Annotated in this window: 17 protein-coding genes and 1 pseudogene; 11 read left to right on the top strand and 7 right to left on the bottom strand. The window is 66.1% G+C overall.

The genetic code is table 11. The features are described from left to right. The first annotated feature begins 56 nt into the window (after positions 1–56). Complete coding sequence (locus tag I55_RS35655) at positions 57–722, top strand: hypothetical protein (protein ID WP_148293544.1); 666 nt, start codon at positions 57–59, stop codon at positions 720–722. A gap of 112 nt (positions 723–834) precedes the next feature. Here the strand turns inward: I55_RS35655 and I55_RS35660 are convergent, their stop codons facing one another. Together I55_RS35660 and I55_RS02660 are read right to left on the bottom strand one after the other, a co-directional pair. After that, positions 835–1032, bottom strand: a complete 198-nt coding sequence (locus I55_RS35660) for a hypothetical protein (protein ID WP_148293545.1) — start codon at positions 1030–1032, stop codon at positions 835–837. A gap of 272 nt (positions 1033–1304) precedes the next feature. After that, complete coding sequence (locus I55_RS02660) at positions 1305–1649, bottom strand: helix-turn-helix domain-containing protein (protein ID WP_044558941.1); 345 nt, start codon at positions 1647–1649, stop codon at positions 1305–1307. A gap of 108 nt (positions 1650–1757) precedes the next feature. Between I55_RS02660 and I55_RS02665 the strand changes: the two genes are divergently transcribed. Further along, positions 1758–2504 carry a glucose 1-dehydrogenase gene (locus I55_RS02665; RefSeq protein ID WP_044558965.1) on the top strand — a complete coding sequence of 249 codons (747 nt, stop codon included), beginning with the start codon at positions 1758–1760 and terminating at the stop codon, positions 2502–2504. A 138-nt stretch (positions 2505–2642) separates the two neighbouring features. Here the strand turns inward: I55_RS02665 and I55_RS02670 are convergent, their stop codons facing one another. The 4 genes from I55_RS02670 to I55_RS02685 form a co-directional block, all read right to left on the bottom strand. Next, complete coding sequence (locus I55_RS02670; protein ID WP_252180988.1) at positions 2643–5360, bottom strand: TonB-dependent receptor; 2718 nt, start codon at positions 5358–5360, stop codon at positions 2643–2645. A gap of 375 nt (positions 5361–5735) precedes the next feature. Further along, a complete protein-coding gene (locus I55_RS02675) occupies positions 5736–6653 on the bottom strand; it encodes a polysaccharide deacetylase family protein (RefSeq protein WP_044558943.1) in 918 nt (305 codons plus the stop codon). A gap of 273 nt (positions 6654–6926) precedes the next feature. After that, positions 6927–7706 carry an arylmalonate decarboxylase gene (locus I55_RS02680; RefSeq protein ID WP_044558944.1) on the bottom strand — a complete coding sequence of 260 codons (780 nt, stop codon included), beginning with the start codon at positions 7704–7706 and terminating at the stop codon, positions 6927–6929. Continuing rightward, positions 7703–8911 carry an NAD(P)/FAD-dependent oxidoreductase gene (locus I55_RS02685; RefSeq protein ID WP_044558945.1) on the bottom strand — a complete coding sequence of 403 codons (1209 nt, stop codon included), beginning with the start codon at positions 8909–8911 and terminating at the stop codon, positions 7703–7705. Before I55_RS02685 ends, I55_RS02680 begins: the two co-directional genes overlap by 4 nt. A gap of 140 nt (positions 8912–9051) precedes the next feature. On the opposite strand from I55_RS02685, the gene I55_RS38915 reads away from it, so the two are divergent. Both I55_RS38915 and I55_RS02690 read left to right on the top strand, forming a co-directional pair. Further along, a complete protein-coding gene (locus I55_RS38915) occupies positions 9052–9186 on the top strand; it encodes a hypothetical protein (RefSeq protein WP_286364284.1) in 135 nt (44 codons plus the stop codon). Positions 9187–9450: 264 nt separating this feature from the next. Beyond that, positions 9451–10311 carry a helix-turn-helix domain-containing protein gene (locus I55_RS02690; RefSeq protein ID WP_064742458.1) on the top strand — a complete coding sequence of 287 codons (861 nt, stop codon included), beginning with the start codon at positions 9451–9453 and terminating at the stop codon, positions 10309–10311. Between the two features lie 73 nt (positions 10312–10384). Here I55_RS02690 and I55_RS02695 read toward each other — a convergent pair whose 3' ends face one another. Further along, positions 10385–11017 (bottom strand): isochorismatase family protein, encoded by a 633-nt coding sequence (locus tag I55_RS02695; RefSeq protein WP_044558946.1) that lies wholly within the window; start codon positions 11015–11017, stop codon positions 10385–10387. A 201-nt stretch (positions 11018–11218) separates the two neighbouring features. On the opposite strand from I55_RS02695, the gene I55_RS32660 reads away from it, so the two are divergent. The 7 genes and pseudogenes from I55_RS32660 to I55_RS02730 form a co-directional block, all read left to right on the top strand. Continuing rightward, complete coding sequence (locus I55_RS32660; protein ID WP_049973771.1) at positions 11219–12049, top strand: alpha/beta fold hydrolase; 831 nt, start codon at positions 11219–11221, stop codon at positions 12047–12049. Between the two features lie 222 nt (positions 12050–12271). After that, positions 12272–13003: a FadR/GntR family transcriptional regulator gene (locus I55_RS02705; protein WP_044558947.1), complete on the top strand. Its 732-nt coding sequence runs from the start codon at positions 12272–12274 to the stop codon at positions 13001–13003. Between the two features lie 11 nt (positions 13004–13014). Continuing rightward, complete coding sequence (locus tag I55_RS02710; RefSeq protein WP_044558949.1) at positions 13015–14196, top strand: PLP-dependent transferase; 1182 nt, start codon at positions 13015–13017, stop codon at positions 14194–14196. Continuing rightward, positions 14196–15488 (top strand): sugar ABC transporter substrate-binding protein, encoded by a 1293-nt coding sequence (locus I55_RS02715; protein ID WP_044558950.1) that lies wholly within the window; start codon positions 14196–14198, stop codon positions 15486–15488. Before I55_RS02710 ends, I55_RS02715 begins: the two co-directional genes overlap by 1 nt. Continuing rightward, on the top strand, positions 15485–16375 hold the full coding sequence (locus tag I55_RS02720) for a carbohydrate ABC transporter permease (RefSeq protein ID WP_044558951.1): 891 nt from the start codon (positions 15485–15487) through the stop codon (positions 16373–16375). Before I55_RS02715 ends, I55_RS02720 begins: the two co-directional genes overlap by 4 nt. Before the next feature lies 1 nt (position 16376). Beyond that, a complete protein-coding gene (locus tag I55_RS02725; protein ID WP_044558953.1) occupies positions 16377–17219 on the top strand; it encodes a carbohydrate ABC transporter permease in 843 nt (280 codons plus the stop codon). A gap of 15 nt (positions 17220–17234) precedes the next feature. Beyond that, positions 17235–17939 (top strand): annotated as a pseudogene (locus tag I55_RS02730) (ABC transporter ATP-binding protein); the annotation flags it as partial. Between the last annotated feature and the right edge of the window lie 282 nt (positions 17940–18221).

Here is an 18221-nt window from a genome sequence, read left to right on the forward strand (position 1 = left end):
ATGGTCGTATATTCGCGCGAGATTAACAATTCGAGGATAACGACGCGGGGGAGTGCATGACTTTGGACAAGGATAATGAACAGAAACAGCGTCCTACATTCAGAACCTCTTTCAATTTCAAAGTACCAGACAGGCCTAAATTAGAAGGCGTTCCTCTGTATAAACATCTGCTTCATAGTGTGCCACGTTTCGAAAAGACGCCGTCACAGGACGAGCTATCTGAACAAATTATTGCCGATCTGCGCCTTGCTCTAAACTCCAAATCCAAGAGGTATCGTGTATTATTACATGATGGGACTGATATTCCGCTCGAATACTCTAGAATAAAAGCAGAAACCGTACTATCCGCGGAATTGAAGGCAATACAGAAAATTCACGCTTCCATATTCTCAGAATTGACAGCCCCGCTTGCATTATCTACATTTAGTAGGACAAGCCTGTCACTTGTTATCATTGCAGTCGGCTTTTACATGAAGGACTTCATTTCTATCATTGGCACTGCCTATGCCGATACCGGCACGGCGCCCAGCACGCCGTTCCATATGCCCTATGAGGATTTCCGCATCGTCTTGTTCGTGGCGCTGGGGCTGATCGCGGCGTTGATGCTGGGCTTGTTCTATGCGGGGTTTCTGGCGCCCAAAAAAAGCCAGTCGGCCGCAAATGCAGTGCAGCACATGGTGACCTTCGGCTTCGGTGTCCTGTTAGGCGCCAAGGGTGGTTGAGTTATTAAAGGCGGCGTAGCGGCGGGGATGCCCCCCGCTACGCCGCCTGCCCTGTCCTTGCGGGTCATGGACCGCGCCTGGTTAGCGACGCAGAAAGTAGAGTGACCACCGCCTACACGTGACTGTTGAAGTGGATCTTCTTGATGTCGGTGTTGCCAGTGATCTTATTGAGGAATTTGAAAAAGATGCCAGCGGCCACGTCCAGGTCCGCCGGTCCAGTCCCTCTAGCTATCACCGCCGCCGCGAGCGATGCGGCGGCTTGGATAGCGGCGGCGTTCTGAGCGTTATCATTATCAAGTGGATTGCTCAAAATCTCTCTCCATAAGGGCGTGTCTTGATTGACACGAACAACTATATCGGGAGCCGCTGAGCCTGTTGCAAGGCTCTCCTTATATACCACGCCCGGGGCCTCATGGTCCGGGGGTGTAGGCCAGGCGGGCCTGGATGCCGTGCTTCTCATACGTGGGAGTCCTCTACCTTGGACTCTCGGCCGCGCCTGACTTTACGCCATAGCACCGACCCGCATGCGCGGCGTGAGGAGATTAAACGGCCCATCCCGACGTGATCACCCCCACGCCGGGATCACCCTACCCCGGGCTCCCGCGCCACCAAGGCGTAGGCGCTCAGGATCGAGGCCAGAAGGCCGGGGAAGCGCCCCTCGATCTCGCCGCAGCGGGAATGGTTGCGCATCTCCACGCCGTGGCGTTCGCAGCGGATCAGGCCGGCCTCGCGCAGCACCTTGATGTCGTGGGACAGCGATGACTTAGGGATGGTCCGGTCGCCGACGACCGCGACCGCCGAGCACGCCTGCACGCACCCTGCCCCGGAAATCTCGGCGAAGATGGCCGCCCGCTCCGGATCGGACAGGGCGTGGAGGATCGCCTCTGGCCGGACCTCCTCAACCGATGGATGAAATAAGGGTCTCATGATTTTTTTAATATGAGGGGGTTGTTGGCCGCTTCAATAGTTCTGATGTTCCGAACTATGGTGCAAAGCCGCCCTTCGGTGGCTGCCAGGCTCAAGGGAATGGAAAACATGGCCAAGCTTACGGGAAAGGTCGCCGTGGTGACGGGCGCGTCCAAGGGTATCGGCGCCGGAATCGCCAAGGCGCTGGCGGCGGAAGGGGCCGCCGTGGTGGTCAACTACGCATCGAGCAAGGCCGGCGCGGACACGGTGGTCCAGGCGATCACGGCGGCTGGCGGCAAGGCCATCGCCGTACAGGGCGATGTCACCAAGGCGGACCAGGCGCAGGGCCTGATCGCGGCGGCGGTCGAGGCGTTCGGCCGCCTGGACATCCTGGTCAACAACTCCGGCGTTTATGAATTCGCCGCCATCGAGGAAGTGACCGAGGCGCATTACCGCCGCATATTCGACGTCAACGTGCTGGGCCTCCTGCTGACCACCCAGGCGGCTGCGAAGCACCTGGGCGAGGGTGGCAACATCATCAACATCTCGTCCGCCGTCACCAGCGCGCTCATGCCGAACTCGGCCGTCTATACCGGGACCAAGGGCGCGGTGGACGTCATCACCGGTGTGCTGGCCAATGAATTGGGGCCGCGCAAGATCCGGGTCAACGCCATCAACCCGGGCATTGTCGAGACCGAAGGCACGCATACCGCCGGGGTCATCGGCTCCGACCTCGAACAAGGCTTCGTGGCGCAGACCCCATTGGGCCGCACAGGCCGGCCGGACGACATCGCGGCCGTCGCCGTCTTCCTCGCCTCCGACGACGCCCGTTGGCTGACCGGCGAACGGCTGACCGCCAGCGGCGGCCTGCGCTGACGCGTTGAGGATGCGGCTCCGCGCGCTCCCCATCCCGGGGAGCGCGCGGGCCTGCCTTCACCCAAAAAAGAACCCCACCCCGTTGCCGGGATGGGGATGGGAGGTTGGTGGAAGTAATGGGCGGGTGAAACGGGGAGCTTAGAACTTCACACGCACGCCGGCGGCGTAGCGGCGGCCGGTGGTGCGGTACTCTTTGGTGCGGTCGGGGGTGGTGGAGTAGATGAACTCGTTCTCGTCCGTCAGGTTCAGGCCCTCCAGGGTGAGGGAGATGTTCTCCGTCAGGTCGTAGGACAGGCTGGCGTCCAGCTGGCCGTAGGCGTCGAAGTATTCCGGGTCGCCGTTGCGGCCGCTGGCCACCTGCAGGAAGCGGTCGCGCCAGGTGTAGGCCAGGCGCGCCTGGATGCCGTGCTTCTCATAGAAGGCGACCAGGCTGTAGGAGTACTTGGACAGGCCCTGCAGGCCATAGCTGGCGCCGCTGACCACGTTGGCATACTTGGCGTCGCTTTCCACGTAGGTGAAGCTGGCCTGGCCGCCCAGGCCGTCGAATGGCCCCGGCAGCATGTCGAACACCTGGCGGTAGCCGACCTCCAGCCCCTTCACCGTGGCGCCCTTGCCGTTGGTGGGCTGGGTCACCTGGAACACCACCTGGTCCACCTTCTGCGGCGTCGTGGCCTGGGCCACGAAGCTGTCGATGTTCTTGTAGAACACGGCGGCCGACAGCATGGACAGGGGCTGGAAGTACCATTCCAGGCCGAATTCCGCCTGCGAGGCGCGGAAGGGGTTCAGGTCGGGGTTGCCCTTGGTGATCTGCTCGTTGCCCGGGTTGGACAGGATGGTCTGGGCCGGCGACAGGTCGGACAGGGTCGGGCGGGTCATGACGCGGGAGGTGGCGAAGCGCGCCACCAGGTCGTTGGTCAGGTCCAACTTCACGTTCAGCGAGGGCAGGATATCGGTGTAATGGCCGCTGAAGCTGATGGGCTGGACATCCGACAGGACGATGAGGTTCTGGCCCAGGCCGTTGGGCTTGGCGCTCAGCACCGTCTGTGCGGCGCCGGCGCTGGTGTAGGTCGTGTCCTCGATGCGCACGCCGGTGTTGACGGACAGGGGCAGGCCGCCGATCTCCGTCTTCAGGTCGAACATGAGGTAGCCCAGGTTCACCTTCTCCTTCACGCGGGAACTGGCGGCCGGGTCGGCCACGGGCCGGGTGTAGATGCCCTCCGGCCGGGACATCAGGTAGTTCACCATCGCCTTGGGATCATAGGTGATCCAGTTGCGGATGATGTTGTCGCTCTTGTACTTGGAGAAGAAGTCCATGGTGGTCGGCGTGAACAGCGACGACGGCAGCAGCACCGCGCCGCCGCAATAGGCGCAGGCCACGGAGCCGGGCTGGCTGATGGCGTCCGCCGTCTTGGTGCGTTCCTGGTGCGACGCGCCGGCGGAGATGGAGATGCCGCCGCCCGGATCCCAGGTGCCGTCCAGCTTCGCCTCGTTGACCTCATCCTTGTAGTCGGTGCCGCCCCACAGGTTGTAGTGGGCGCCGACGTTGTTCACGTCGGTCGCGACGTTGGAAATGGTGGGCGAATAGAAGTTATAGTCGTAGATCGGGTTGCCGTTGCGCCGGTCGAACGTCATGGTCATGTCGCGGCGGCGGATGGTGGAAAAGATGCTGTCTTCCTTGCCGTTGCGCGTCGCCTGCGAGGTGGAGGCGTCGAACACCAGCTTGAACGCGTCCTTGTGCCAGGCGGTGTTCAGGCCCACCAGGTAGGTTTCCGTCAGGCGCGGGGTGTAGGTGACGATCTCGTCCACCGTGCCGCCGACGATCTTCTGATAGACGGCGGAGCCGTTCTTGACCACCTGGTCGACCAGGGTGCCGGAGGAGAAGTCGTAGGCCAGGCCCTGCGACTGGTCGATCTGGTCCATCTTGGTGTAGAAGCCGTCCAGCGTGAACGTCAGGTTGTCGTTCGGCTGGTACTGGACGGTACCGTTCAGGCCGGTGCGCTTGCGCGACGTCTCATAGAAGAACGGCGACAGGTTGGACGGCATGTCCACGCCGGTGAAGCTGCCCACGCTGGGGGCGGTGCGGCCGTACCAATAGTCGGTCGGGTCGACGTTGCCGCGCTTCACATGGCCGGCGCCGATGTCGAATTCATCGTCGCGGCTGTCGCGCTTCTCATAGGAGGCCACCAGCGCCACGCCGAAGGTCGATTCCGGGTTGTGCCAGCTGACGACGCCGGACAGCGACGGGTTGGTGCTGTCCGCCAGCTCGCCATACAGCGCGCGGGCGCTGCCGGCCACCACCAGATCCTGCTTCTGCTCCAGCGGGCGCACCGTGCGGATGTTCACCGTGGCGCCGATGGAGGCGCCGTTGATGTTGGCGCTGGGGCTCTTGTAGACGTCGGCGCCGGAAATCAGTTCGGAGGGCAGGACGTCGAAGCTGAACTCACGCCCCACGTTTTCCGTGGCCAGGGTGCGGCCGTTCAGGGTGACGGTGTTGAACTGGGGGCCTAGGCCGCGAACCGAGATGAACTGGCCGTCGCCGCGGTTGCGGTCGATGGCGACACCGGTGATGCGCTGCAGGGATTCGGCCACGTTCTGGTCCGGCATCTTGCCCAGGTCTTCGCTGGCGATGCTGTCGACGACGTTGACCGAATTGCGCTTGATCTCGGTGGCCACCTGCAGGGAGCGCTTGATGCCCGTGACCACGATCTCTTCCAGGCCCTGGTCGTCGGTGGCTGTGGCGCCGGCGGCAGGGGTGGCCGGGGCCGCCGCCTGCTGGGCGAAGGCGGTGCCTACCATGGCATGCAGCAGGGCGCAGCACGCGACACCTTGGGCGAGCCCCATCAACGTACGCTTCATTATGAACGTCCTCTCCCTTGATCGATGGCTTATGGCAGCGAGATGCCAGTGCCCGTTGTTTGAAATATCAGTGCCACGTTATGAAATTCCATGCAACGGGTTTTCTGCATTTCTGCGCATCAAAAATGCGATCAGGGAACGGATGGCGCGGACAAGCCCATGCCACCGCCACGGGTCAGGCGGCGGGGCTGCGGCACGGGGCCGGGATCGGGAAAGGGGATTGGGCGCCAGGGGCGCGGGTGCGGCCTCCGCTACCGGGTTAGGCAGCCGGCGGCACGTGCGCGGGCCTGAGCTGGCCCGGGCGCGGCTGAATGGGAAAGGGCCCGATCCGTCGCCGGACCGGGCCCCCTTCCCCGCCTTCCCCTTCGGGAAGGCTTACTTCCCCAACTGCCCGGGGATATGGCTTTCCTGCTGGGTCAGGTACCAGTCCGCGATCTCCTCGCGGGTGGCCCACCACACGCCCGGCAGGGACTTGGCATACTGAATGAATTCCCGCAGGGCGCGGACGCGATGGGCGCGGCCGGAGACGTGCGGGTGCAGGCCCACGTTCATGATGCGGGCCGACTTGGCCCCTTCCGCATACAGCACGTCCAGTTCCTCGATCAGGGCGTCGCGGAACTGGTCGGTGGTGAAGTTCTTGCGGGTGATGAAGGTGAAGTCGTTGATCTCGTTGGAATAGGGCGTCGCGACGATGGGGCCCTTGTCCGTGCGGATCATGAAGGGCTGGTCATCGTTCATGATGTCGCAATAGAATTTGAACCCCTGCTCCGCCAGGATGCCGGCGGTGTTCAGCGTGCCGCGCAACGAGGACGACAGCCAGCCCACCGGACGGCGGCCCACATGCCGCTCATACATCTCGATGGAGCGGAGAATGACGTCCCGCTCCTTCTCCGGCGCGTGGGCGAAGTTGGTCAGCAGCTCACCCTGCTCGTAGTTGTGGGCCAGCAGCTCCCAGCCGCGTTCCAGGCAGGCGTCCACCATGGCCTTGCGCCGCTCGAAGGTGACGGCGTTGGTGGTGCAGCTGGCCTTCACCCCCAGTTCGTCGAACAGCTCGTACAGCCGCCAGATGCCCACGCGCTGGCCGTATTCGCGCCAGGTGTAGTTGGGGAAGTCCGGGGTGTTGCCGGGCAGGATGTCGGGCAGGATGGCGGGGCCGCCGGCATAGTATGGCTTGTCCGTGTCCTTCGTCAGGTCCCAGGTTTCCAGGTTGAAGGTGAGGATGAGGGCCACGCGCTTGTCATCCGGCCAGGCCAGCCGGCCGCGCTGCGGCAAGGGGACGTAATCGTATTCCATGCAAACTCCACTCCCTGTTCAAGGGCGGCACCCCTTTCCCCCGGGGCGCCGCCCTTCATAGTCCCCGCTATTCAAGTACCTCAGGCGCCGGCGCGGCCATCCGGCCGCTTGGCTATCCTCGATTTCCAGTCCGCTCCGCTCCCCAGAAATCTCCGGCCCAAAAATCTCCGGCGGCCACAGCCGCGGCCTAAGCAGGTTTCCGAGCCCGCCCATGTGTGGGCGGAGTTCGGAAAGTCTGCTTAGGCATCCCAGGCGTCGTCGGACGGGCGCCGATCAGAACTCTTCCAGCAAGCGCCCCAGGCCGAAGATCTTGTCCTGTATGCCGCAGGCGCGAAGGGCATGCCAATAGGTGGCCGTGTTGATGGCGATGACCGGCTTGCCCAGCCACAGCTCGGCCGCCGCCGCCAGGCGCACCATCGACAGGTTGGTGCCCACCTGGACGATGGCGTCGACGTCGTCGCCGTCCAGCTTCTTCAGCACCTCGCGCAGTTCGGGCTCCTGCACCTGGGCGATGGCGGTCCAGCTGGGGCAGCGCAACGGCGTGTCCCGCACCACGTCAAAGCCGTTGTCGCCCAGGAAGCGGGTGACCTCGGCATTGGCGGTGGGGAAGTAAGGGGAGACGAAGGCCACCTTCTTGATGCCGCCATAGGCGCGCAGGGCTTCCGCCACCGAGGTGGCGCCGATGGAGGCGCCGATGTCGGTGACGTCGCGGATGCGCTGCTGGAACGCCTCCGCCCCCTTCTGGCCACCGTAGAAGGTGATGGCCGACATGCCCATGACCAGATAGTCGGGCTTGGCCGTCAGCACGCCCTTCACCGCGTCTATGGTGTTGTCGGAGATCAGGGTGGTGCCCATGCGGAAGGTTTCGTCCGAAACCGCCTGGGCGTCATCCACGATGATACGGCTGTAATGGTTGGTGACGCCGTAGGGGCGCATCGCCTCCATGTCCGGCTGCACCGTGGTGTTGGTGGACGGGCCCAGCACGCCCAGCTTCAGGCGCCAACCCTGGGCGTCCCGGCCGGGGACGTAGCGATCTTTGTGAGCGATGGTCATTGGATCTCCGCCTCCTGACGCAGGCTGCCGAACATGGACTGGGTGATCAGGTATTGGCGCCGCGCGACCGGGTCCTCGGTCATGCGCTGCATTTCCGCGTGGCGCTTGCGATGGCCAGCCGCCTGGCCTTCCTTCATGAACTCCATGTTCTTGATGGTCTGCGCCTGGGTGAAGTCATGCGTCACCGTGCGGCGCTGGCGGTCGAAACGGGCCAGCAGCGCCTCGGCGCCGCCACCGCCCTCCGCCCCGTTGCGGTAAGCCTCGACCAGCTTGGCGCACAGGTTGAAGGCATCATGGATGCCGCTGTTCATGCCGAAGCCACCGATGGGGTTGTTCAGGTGGGCGGCGTCGCCGATGATCATCACGCGGTTGACGCGGAAGGTCTTGGCCACCCGCTGGTGCACCCGGTAGATGGTGCGGTGGTGGGTCTTCACCTCGTCCGTCAGGCCGATCAGCCCGCCGAACACGGCGTTCTTCTTCTCATCCGACACCAGCGTCTCGTCCGAGGCGTCGCCCGCCGGCACCAGGATGCGCCACAGCGACGGCACACGCAGCAGCACCAGCCACTCCTTGGCGTCGGACACGTAGTTCACGTGGCACAGGCCATCGATGTACTGCTCCAGCGGCGTTTCCGTCGTCAGGCACAGGAACTTCTCAGGGTAGGTGAAGCCGTCGAACTCGATGCCCAGCCACTTGCGCACCAGGCTGCTGGCGCCATCGGCGCCGATCAGGTAGTCGGCGCGGAAGCGTTCCAGGCTGACGGGGGTCTCGGCCGTCACCGTCACGCCATCGTCGTCCTGCTCGAAGTGGACCAGGCGGTGGTTGAAGTAAACGGCGGCGTTGGGCTCCGCCTCCAGCTTGGAGGCCAGCAGGCGCGACAGGTGGTACTGTTCGCACTGCACCCGGAAGGGATAGCGGGTGATGTCGGCGAGTTCCGACATGTCGAAAGCGTAGACGTCGCCGCTGCCCCGGTCACGGAACTGGTAGACGGGCGCCTTCAGCCCCCGTTCCAGCAGGGTGGGGGTGATGCCCAACGTGTCCAGCATCTCCAACGTCGGCGGATGCAGGGTGGAGGCGCGCAGGTCCATGGCGCAGTCGACGCCAGCCTCCAGCAGCACCACCTCGATCCCCGCCCGCGCCAGATAATAGGCCGCGACCGTGCCCACCGGGCCCGCGCCTGCGACAATGACCTTTGTCTTCTTCATGCAAACATCCCATTATCAGTATGGCGCGGATCAATTCGGGGTGTTCATTTGCCCCTGGCGTTGAACCGCCCAGTAATCCCCATGCCTCTACTTCGCCCTGGATTCAGTATCCTTGACGGGGCCGCCGGATGCCCCAGGCCATGGCCAATCTGACCGCCTGGTGGATATCCTTGGGGGCATCCGCGCTGGGCAAGGGCAGCCAGGCCAGGGTGTCGGGCGATTCCTTCGCCACGCGGCCGGCGTGGGCGGTGTCGGCGCGGCCAGAGCGGCGCTGAGGCCCCGGCCGGCCCCGACCACCACCACCTGCACCGTCAGATCCAGGGGCGGAGTATTGTGCCGGATGATGCCCATCGCGCTTCAGCCCCCCGCCCCATGCCCAACTTCATGAGTGGGGCGGTGCTGGTTCAGCAGCGCTCAACCGGTCGAGGTTGGGCTAATAATATATTCGCCAGGCGAATACGGCGGCCATCGAACAGGGCGCCCGCCGAACAGCTTGGGCAGGATGCGGAAACCGCGAGGCGAATAAATCAGGGGGCGTTATGGACAGGGGCATTCCCATCCGGGCCATCAGCCGGGCCATTCTTGTTCTACAGGCGATCAACCGGCACCACTCGCTGACGCTGATGGAAATCGCGAACGAGACGGACCTGCCCTATCCCACGGTGTGCCGCATCGTCCAGACCTTGCTGTACGAATATCTGATCGAACAGGAACCGGCGCAAAAGAAATACCGGGTGACGGCCCTGGTGAAGACGCTGAGCGTGGGGTACCAAGACGACGACCTGCTGGTCACCGTGGCCCACCCCCTGCTGATCGCGCTGTGCCGCAAGGTCAGCTGGCCCGTATCCATCGCAACGCGGGTGGGCAATTCCATGGTGCTGCGCGACACCACGCACGCCATGACCTCGCTGACCTTCTCCGTCTATCATCCGGGCTTCAAGTTGCCGCTGCTGGAATCGGCCTCGGGCAAGGTTTACACCGCCTTCTGCGCGGAGGATGAGCGCCAGTCCATCCTGCGGGGCATGCAGCGCCTGGACAGCACGGAAGACCGCATGGGCACGGTCATGCTGGGCAACGCCGGCCCGCTGGAGGACATCCGGCGCCAGGGATACGCCACGCAATCGCGCAACCAGTACACGGCCAACCCGGGCAAGACCTCCAGCATCGCGGTGCCGGTGCTGTACCAGGACCGGGCCATCGCCTCGCTGACCATGAGCTTCTTCGCCAACGCCCTGACGCTGGAGGCGGCGGCGGCCAAGTACCTGGGCGAGTTGCAGGGCGTGGCGGCGGAGATTCGGCCAGCCCTTCACCGCCGCCATTTAGAAGGGAGTCTGATGCGTCCTTCAGCGCCGGGGCGCAGCCATCCGGCTGCTTGGCTTCCTCCCGTTTCGGTCCGCTGACGCTCCCCAAAACGGTCCGGCGGCTGCGGTCGCAGCCTACAGGGGCACGTGTTCGTGCCCCTGGCACGCATCCTCAGCGCGCCGGCAAACCCTGCAGGTAGGCCACCACCTCATCCTCCGGCAGGACGTCGGCGTATTTGGCGTTCATGTCGAACAGGTTGGCCCGGTGCGGGTCGGGGTGGCGGTCGCCGCAGGCCTCCGCTGCCACGATGGTGCGGAACCCGTGGGAACAGGAATCGATGCAGGAGGCGCGCACGCAGCCGCTGGTGGTCAGCCCCGTCAGGATGACGGTGTCGATGCCGGCCGCCGTCAGGGTGGAGGCCAGGCTGGTGCCGAAGAAGGCGCTGGGATACTGCTTCGACACGATCAGTTCATCCGCCTGCGGCTCCAGCCCCTTGGGCCAGGCGCCGTAGGGGCTGCCGGGCAGGAAGTGACGCAGCGGCAGGGCCTTCTGGAAGAAGCGGCCGCCATCCAGGCCACTGGCCTGATAGGTCACGCGGGTCAGGATGACGGGCACACCCGCCGCCCGCGCCGCGGCGCGGATACGCAGGGCCGAGGCCAGGGCCGCGTCCACCCCGGCGTACAGGTCGCATTCCGGGGCGAAATAGGCCTCCACGAAATCGACCAGCACCAGCGCCGGCTTGCCGCCGAAGCCGATGCGGTTGCCGTAGACCGCCTTGTAGTCGCTTTCCAACGATGTGCCCATGACGCGCCCTTATCCCCATGCCAGTGCGGAAAAGCCGACCCTCGCCGCCCGGCGTCCGGCGCGACAGCGCGGCATGCCGCTCTATCCGCCTGACGGCCACGCCGCCACCGCGCTGTGGCGAGGGCATCTCCCCCACGCAACGGTGTGGCCGGGAAACGACACGGCGGGCGGCACGCGCCCGGATCAGGTGGGGAGCCAGCCTTGAGGAACGAAGCGTCGCGGCAAACAGTCATCCGAGCCTTCGTCGACACCCCCGGCGGCCAAATACACCTGCGGGAGGCCGGCCCCCGCGACGGTGGCGCCCCGCCGCTGCTGTGTCTGCACCAGAGCCCCTCATCCAGCCTGACCTTCGCCGCCATCCTGCCGCACCTGGCCAAGGCGGGGGCCAGGGGCGGACGGCGCGTGCTGGCCGTGGATACGCCGGGGTTCGGCGAATCCTTCCGCCCGGTGGAGAAGCCCGGCATCGCCGACTACACCCAATGGATCGCCGACATCCCGCAAGCCCTGGGCCTGGCCCAAGTGGATGTGCTGGGCTATTTCACCGGGGCCGCCATCGGCACGGAACTGGCCCTGCTGTATCCCGACCTGGTGCGACGGGTGGTGATGGTGGGCCCCCCATGGTTCACCGAGGAACAGCGGCAGAAGGCCCGGGAAAACGCCTGGCCCGCGCGGCCGGACGCCGAGGGCGGGCACCTGATGTCCGCCTGGCGGCGGGTGATGGCCCGCTACCCCACCAGCATGGACCTGGACCTGAAGAGCGACCTGTTCCAGGAGTTCTTCCGCGGGGGCCCCAACGCCATCTGGGGGGAGGAGGCCGTGGCCGAGTACGACCTGTCACTGCGTCTGCCGGGCCTGACCCAGCCCCTGTTGGTGCTGGAGCCGGAGGGTTTCCACGGCGACAGCCAGGCGGCCCACCGCGCCGTGCCCCACAGCCGCCACCATGAGCTGGCGGGCGTGCCGGCGCTGGGCCTGTTCCACCTGCACGCCCCGGCCATCGCCGCCCTGGTCACCGACTTCCTGGACCAACCCTGAGCCATGGCCGCCCGCCCCATCATCCTCATCCACGGCGCCTATCACGGCGGCTGGTGCTGGCGGGACGGGGCCACCTTATCGCCAGTTGGAGAGGGGTGGCACGCTGGCAAACCGGGGACAGTCTTCCTTGACAGCGCCGCCGCCCCGCCCAATCATCAGATGTCAGACCAATTTGGGCCGGCGCCGGGACAGCGCTGAAGGCCCAGCGACATCCGAGGTGCCGTGGATCCCACGCCTTCCCATCCGGCCGGCGCTGCCTTGCGCCCCTTGCCCAGCGCCGACCGCATCGCGGCGGTCAGCGCGGCCCTGGCCGCCTTCATGGCCGAGGCGGCGTTGCAGCCGGGGGACCAGCTGCCGACGGAGCGGGAGCTGATGGCGCGGCTGGCCGTGGGGCGGTCCACGGTGCGGGAGGTCATCCGCCAGTTCCAGGCCCGGGGCCTGGTCGAGACGCGCAAGGGCAGTGGCACCTATCTGCTGCGCGCCGTTACGCCCAGCGCCGTCCATGTCTCCCTCATCCTCGACACGGGGCTGCTGCGCGACCGGCTGTTGCAGACGCTGGAGATCCGCCGGGGGCTGGAAGTGGCGGCCAGCGAGGCGGCGGCCCAGCGGGCGACGCCCGCCGACTTGGCCACGCTGGAGGAGAAGCTGGTGGCGATGGAGCGCGTGCACCTGGAAAAGGGCACGGCGGGGCCGGAGGATCTGGAATTCCACCTGGCGATCTACGACGCCACCCACAACCCGCTGTTCCGCCAGCTGCTGGAACAAATTCGCGAGACGTTCGAGCATTTTTTCGAGAAGCCGTTCGACCGCCCCGATTTCGCCCGCCGGTCCTTCGCCCTGCACCGTGAGCTGTTCGACGCCATCCGCGCCGGCGACGCCGGCGGCGCCCGGCTGAAGACGCTGGGCATCCTTTCCATCGTCGAAGAAGACATCAAGGCCATGTCCTCCCCATGACTGAAACGCCCATGACCGACACCCCGGAAGATTTTGTCGCCATCGCCCAGCGGTTGGTGGCCCATGACGACACCACCCACGCCTATGAGGCGGTGGTGCCTGGCATCGTCCAGACCTCGTTGTTCACCTTCGCCAGCTTCCAGGAGATGGCGGACACCTATGCCGGCAAACAGGCGCGCGCCGTCTATTCCCGCACCACCAACCCCACGGTGACGGAGTTCGAGCGCAAGATGGCGGCGCTGGAGCGGACGGACGACGCCATCGGCTTCCCCAGCGGCATGGCGGCCATTTCGGGCGCCGTGCTGGCGTTCGTGCAGCCGGGCGACCGCATCGTCTGCGTCCGCCATGTCTACCCGGACGCGTACCGCCTGTTCGAGACGCTGCTGAAGAAATGGGGGATCACCACCACCTACGTCGATGGCGCCGACCTGGCGGCGGTGGACGCGGCCCTGCCCGGCGCCCGCCTGCTGTATCTGGAAAGCCCCAACAGCTGGATGATGGAGGCGCACGACGTCGGCGCCCTGGCCGCACTGGCCCGGAAGCATGGCGCCATCAGCCTGATCGACAATTCCTGGGCCACGCCCGTGTTCCAACGGCCGGCGACGCTGGGGGTGGACCTGGTGCTGCACTCCGCCTCCAAATACATCGGCGGGCACAGCGACACGGTGGCCGGCGTGGTGGCGGGGCGGGCCGAGCTGGTGGCCACCATCCGCCGCACCATCTGCCCCTATATCGGCGCCAAGCTGGGGCCGTTCGAGGCCTGGTTGCTGCTGCGCGGCCTGCGCACCCTGCCCATCCGCATGAAGGCGCATGAGACGTCGGCCCTGACCCTGGCCCAGCGGCTGGCGGAGCACCCGAACGTGACCAAGGTGCATCATCCGGCCCTGATGGGGCCGCTGCCCCCCGGGCTGACCGGCACCTCGGGCCTGTTCTCCTTCACCGTGGACGGTGACATCGACATTCCCGTCTTCTGCGACGCGCTGGAGTTGTTCCACCTGGGCGTCAGCTGGGGCGGGCATGAAAGCCTGGTGGTGCCGGCGCTGGTGACCCATGTCCAGGCGGCCGGCCCCAACTCGGCCCTCGACTTTGGGGTGCCGGCCAGCATGATCCGCCTGCATGTCGGGCTGGAGGGGACGGAGGCGCTGTGGGCCGACCTGGCCCGCGGCCTTCAGGTGGCGCGGAAAGCCCGCTGATGCTGAAACGGCTGGCCCTCACCCTCGCGCTCACCCTGGCGGCCCTGCCCGCCTGGGCCGACACCCAGCTGCGGCTGGTAGAGGTGCTGAGCAGCCCGGAACGGACGGAGACGCTGAAGCAACTGGTGGCGGGTTTCGAGGCGGCGCACCCGGGCACACATGTGGAGGTGACGTCGCTGGCCTGGGGATCGGCGTTCGAGAAGCTGGCCACCATGGTGGCGGCCGGCGACATTCCCGACGTGGTGGAGATGCCGGACCGCTGGCTGTCGCTCTACGCCGGCAACGGCCAGCTGGAAAGCCTGGAGCCCTACCTCGCCCGCTGGCAGGATTCCAAGGGCCTGAACGAGCGGGCCCTGACCGTGGCGCGGTCGGTGGACGGCGTCGCCTACATGCTGCCTTATGGCTTCTACCTGCGGGCGCTCTATTACAACAAGGTGGTGTTCCGCCAGGCCGGCATCGACCGCCCACCCGCCACCTTGGATGAGTTGCGGACCGATGCCGCGAAGATCGCCCAGCTGCCGGGCAAGTCGGGCTATTGCCTGCGCGGCGGGCCGGGCGGGCTGAACGGCTGGGTCATGTTCGGGGCCAGCATCGCCGGCGGCAACGCCTTCTTCCACGACGACGGCACCAGCGCGCTGAACGACCCCGGCTGGCTGGCCGGCACCACCTGGCTGATCGAGCTGTACAAGCAGGGCCTGGCGCCCAAGGACAGCGTCAACTGGGGCTTCAACGAAGTGGTGGCCGGCTTCTACACCGGCACCTGCGCCATGGTGGACCAGGACCCCGACGCGCTGATCGCGCTGAAGGCCCGCATGAAGCCGGAGGAGTTCGGCGTGGCGCCCTGGCCCAAGGGGCCGAACGGCAAGGCCTATCCCACCCTGGGCTATGCCGGCTGGTCCATCTTCCGCAAGGCGGCGCACAAGGACCTGGCCTGGGACCTGGTGGTGGCGCTGAACGGCCCCGCCGGCAACATCGCCTGGAACAAGCAGACCGGCGCCCTGCCCGTCTATACCGCCGCCGCCAACGACCCGCTGTACGCCGGGCCCATCTACCAGGGCTGGTTCGCGGAACTGGCCGACCCGGACGTGGTGCCCACGCTGATGCCGACCTACCTCCCGGGCTTCGCCTATTTCGCCGACAGCCTGGTGGTGCGCAGCAGCCAGCAGGCGCTGCTGGGCCTGATCACCCCCGCCACCATGAACAAGCAGTGGGCGGCCTACCTGACCAAGGCCCGGCGCAAGCAAGCCGAACTCCAGCAGGCCCAGGATGGACAAGGCGGGGGCGCCAAATGAGCCGCCGCGCCCTGGCCCTGACGCTGGAGCCCTATTTCTACACCGCCCCGGCCTTGTTGTTGATCGGCGCGGTCATGCTGGTTCCCCTGGTCACCGGCCTGTCCTACGCCTTCCACGACCTGATCCTGCTGGACCCGCTGAGCGGCGATTTCGTCGGGCTGGATCATTTCCGGGAGATGTTGGACGACGACGGCTTCTGGACGGCCCTGCGCAACACCGTGGTGTGGACGGGCGTATCGGTCGCCCTGCAATTCGTCTTCGGGCTGATCCTGGCCCTGCTGCTGGAACGGCCGTTCGCCGGCCGGGGGGGGGTGCAGGCCCTGGTGTTCCTGCCCTGGGCGGTGCCGGGCTTCCTTTCCGGCCTGACCTGGGCCTGGCTGTTCAACCCCGTCATCGGCCCCCTGCCCCACTGGCTGCACGGGGTTGGCCTGCTGGCCACGCCGGAGAACATCCTGTCCGATCCGCGCCTGGCCCTGTGGGGACCGGTCGCCGCCAACGTCTGGTGGGGCATCCCCTTCTTCGCCATCACCCTGCTGGCGGCCCTGCAGTCCATCCCGCAGGACATCCATGAGGCGGCGCGGATGGACGGTGCCGGCGCCTGGACGCGGTTCCGCCGCATCACCCTGCCGTTGCTGGCCCCCACCATCGCCATCACCCTCATGCTGCGTACGGTGTGGGTGGCCAATTTCGCCGAGCTGATCGTGGTGATGACCAAGGGCGGGCCGGCCGACGCCACCCAGATCCTGTCCAGCTACATCTTCACGCTGGCCTTCCAGCGGTTGGATTTCGGCTACGCCTCCGCCGTAGCCGCCGTGCTGTTGTTGCTGCTGCTGGCCTATGCCGCGGCGGTGATGGTGCTGCGCCACGCCTTGACGGATCGGGGGTGATATGACGAGCCGCCGCATGGCCCGCACCACCGGCCACGTCGCCCGCGCCCTGGCGCTGGCGCTCTATGTCGCCTTCGCCCTGTTCCCGCTGTTCTGGCTGGTGAAGGTCTCGGTCACGCCCGATGACCTCCTGTATGGCGAGGGGGTGCGGCTATGGCCCTCCCGGGTCACGCTGGACCATTACGCCGCCGTGCTGCGGCACAGCCAGTTCCCCCTGTTCTTCCGCAACAGCCTGATCGTGGCGACGGCCACGGCCCTGGCGGCGTCGGCGGTGGCGTCGGCGGCCGGCTACGCCTTCTCCCGCTTTCGGTTCAGGGGCAAGGTCTGGGTGGTGGGGGTGATGCTGGTCAGCCAGATGTTCCCTCTGGTCATCATCGTGGCGCCCATCTTCCGCCTGCTGGCGCCCCTGGGCCTGACCAACAGCCTCTCGGGCCTGGTGCTGGTCTACACCGCCTTCAACGCGCCCTTCGCCACCTTCCTCATGCAATCCTTCTTCGAGGGCGTGCCCAAGGATTTGGAGGAGGCGGCGATGATGGACGGGGCCACCCGCTTCCAAGCCCTGCTGCGGGTGGTGCTGCCCCTGACCTTGCCGGGGCTGGCGGCCACGGGCGGCTTCGTCTTCATCGCGGCGTGGAGCGAGCTGTTGTTCAGCCTGATGCTGAACTCGTCAGCCGCCGTCAGCACCTTTCCGGCGGGCCTGCTGGGCTTCGTCTCCAAGTTCTCGGTCGATTTCGGGCAGATGATGGCGGCGGGTGTGCTGGCGCTGCTGCCGGTCGGCGCCTTCTTCTTTTTCATCCAACGCTACCTGGTGCAGGGCCTGACGGCCGGCGCCGTGAAAGGCTGAGAGGACGCGGCACCCATGGCCACCATCACCCTCACCAACGTCGGCAAAGATTATGGCGGCGGACCGGTGCTGCGCGGCATAAACCTGGAAATCCGCGATGGCGAGTTCGTGGCCCTCATGGGCCCGTCAGGCTGCGGCAAGTCCACCCTGCTGCGCCTGATCGCCGGCCTGGAGGACGCGACGGAGGGGGAAATCCGCATCGACGGGCGCCTGGTGAACGATTTGGCGCCCAAGGACCGGGATCTGGCCATGGTGTTCCAGTCCTACGCCCTCTACCCCCACATGACGGTGCGGGAGAACATGAGCTTCCCCCTGAAGCAACGCCGCCTACCCGCCGCCGAGATTACCGCCGCCGTCGACGCCGCGGCCGCCAAGCTGGGCCTGACGGCGTTGCTGGACCGCAAGCCCAAGGCCCTGTCCGGCGGGCAGCGCCAGCGGGTGGCCATGGGCCGCGCCATCGTGCGCACGCCCAAGGCCTTCCTATTCGACGAGCCCTTGTCCAACCTGGACGCCCGCCTGCGCGCGCAGATGCGCGTGGAGATCCGCACCCTGCACCAGGACCTGGGCGCCACCAGCGTCTACGTCACCCATGACCAGGCGGAGGCCATGACCATGGCCGACCGCATCGTGGCGCTGAACGACGGCGACATCCAGCAGGTGGGCACGCCGCAGGACCTGCGCGAACGGCCAGCCAACGCCTTCGTGGCGGATTTTTTGGGACAGCACCCGTAATTTGCCGAGAGTCTCGTCCCGGAGGCCTCCCGCGGCAGGAGCCAAAATCAAGAGCTGGCATCATACCGCCCCTCGCCAGGCTTGATGCAGCCACCTGCCCTGAACCCACAGGAACCCATCGGCCCCAATACCACGGCCCCAATACCACGGCAGCGACACCAAGCGCGTTATTAAGTTGGCGCAGCAATCTTCAGACAGTACCTTTCACCCCGTCCAGCATTTTCAGCTGGGCAGGTAGTTAAAATTGAAGTGGAGCTATGATGGCTGGGG

It is taken from the genome of Azospirillum sp. B4 (assembly GCF_000333275.1).
Lineage (GTDB): Bacteria > Pseudomonadota > Alphaproteobacteria > Azospirillales > Azospirillaceae > Nitrospirillum.

Excerpts from the sequence above, each read along its gene's own strand:
- I55_RS02725 (WP_044558953.1), top strand. The coding sequence starts at position 16,377 with ATGACGAGCCGCCGCATGGCCCGCACCACCGGCCACGTCGCCCGCGCC.
- I55_RS02715 (WP_044558950.1), top strand. The coding sequence starts at position 14,196 with ATGCTGAAACGGCTGGCCCTCACCCTCGCGCTCACCCTGGCGGCCCTG.
- I55_RS02680 (WP_044558944.1), bottom strand. The coding sequence starts at position 7,706 with ATGACCATCGCTCACAAAGATCGCTACGTCCCCGGCCGGGACGCCCAG.
- I55_RS38915 (WP_286364284.1), top strand. The coding sequence starts at position 9,052 with ATGGCCAATCTGACCGCCTGGTGGATATCCTTGGGGGCATCCGCGCTG.
- I55_RS02695 (WP_044558946.1), bottom strand. The coding sequence starts at position 11,017 with ATGGGCACATCGTTGGAAAGCGACTACAAGGCGGTCTACGGCAACCGC.
- I55_RS02720 (WP_044558951.1), top strand. The coding sequence starts at position 15,485 with ATGAGCCGCCGCGCCCTGGCCCTGACGCTGGAGCCCTATTTCTACACC.
- I55_RS02710 (WP_044558949.1), top strand. The coding sequence starts at position 13,015 with ATGACCGACACCCCGGAAGATTTTGTCGCCATCGCCCAGCGGTTGGTG.
- I55_RS02670 (WP_252180988.1), bottom strand. The coding sequence starts at position 5,360 with ATGAAGCGTACGTTGATGGGGCTCGCCCAAGGTGTCGCGTGCTGCGCC.
- I55_RS02690 (WP_064742458.1), top strand. The coding sequence starts at position 9,451 with ATGGACAGGGGCATTCCCATCCGGGCCATCAGCCGGGCCATTCTTGTT.
- I55_RS35655 (WP_148293544.1), top strand. The coding sequence starts at position 57 with ATGACTTTGGACAAGGATAATGAACAGAAACAGCGTCCTACATTCAGA.
- I55_RS02665 (WP_044558965.1), top strand. The coding sequence starts at position 1,758 with ATGGCCAAGCTTACGGGAAAGGTCGCCGTGGTGACGGGCGCGTCCAAG.
- I55_RS02685 (WP_044558945.1), bottom strand. The coding sequence starts at position 8,911 with ATGAAGAAGACAAAGGTCATTGTCGCAGGCGCGGGCCCGGTGGGCACG.
- I55_RS02675 (WP_044558943.1), bottom strand. The coding sequence starts at position 6,653 with ATGGAATACGATTACGTCCCCTTGCCGCAGCGCGGCCGGCTGGCCTGG.
- I55_RS02660 (WP_044558941.1), bottom strand. The coding sequence starts at position 1,649 with ATGAGACCCTTATTTCATCCATCGGTTGAGGAGGTCCGGCCAGAGGCG.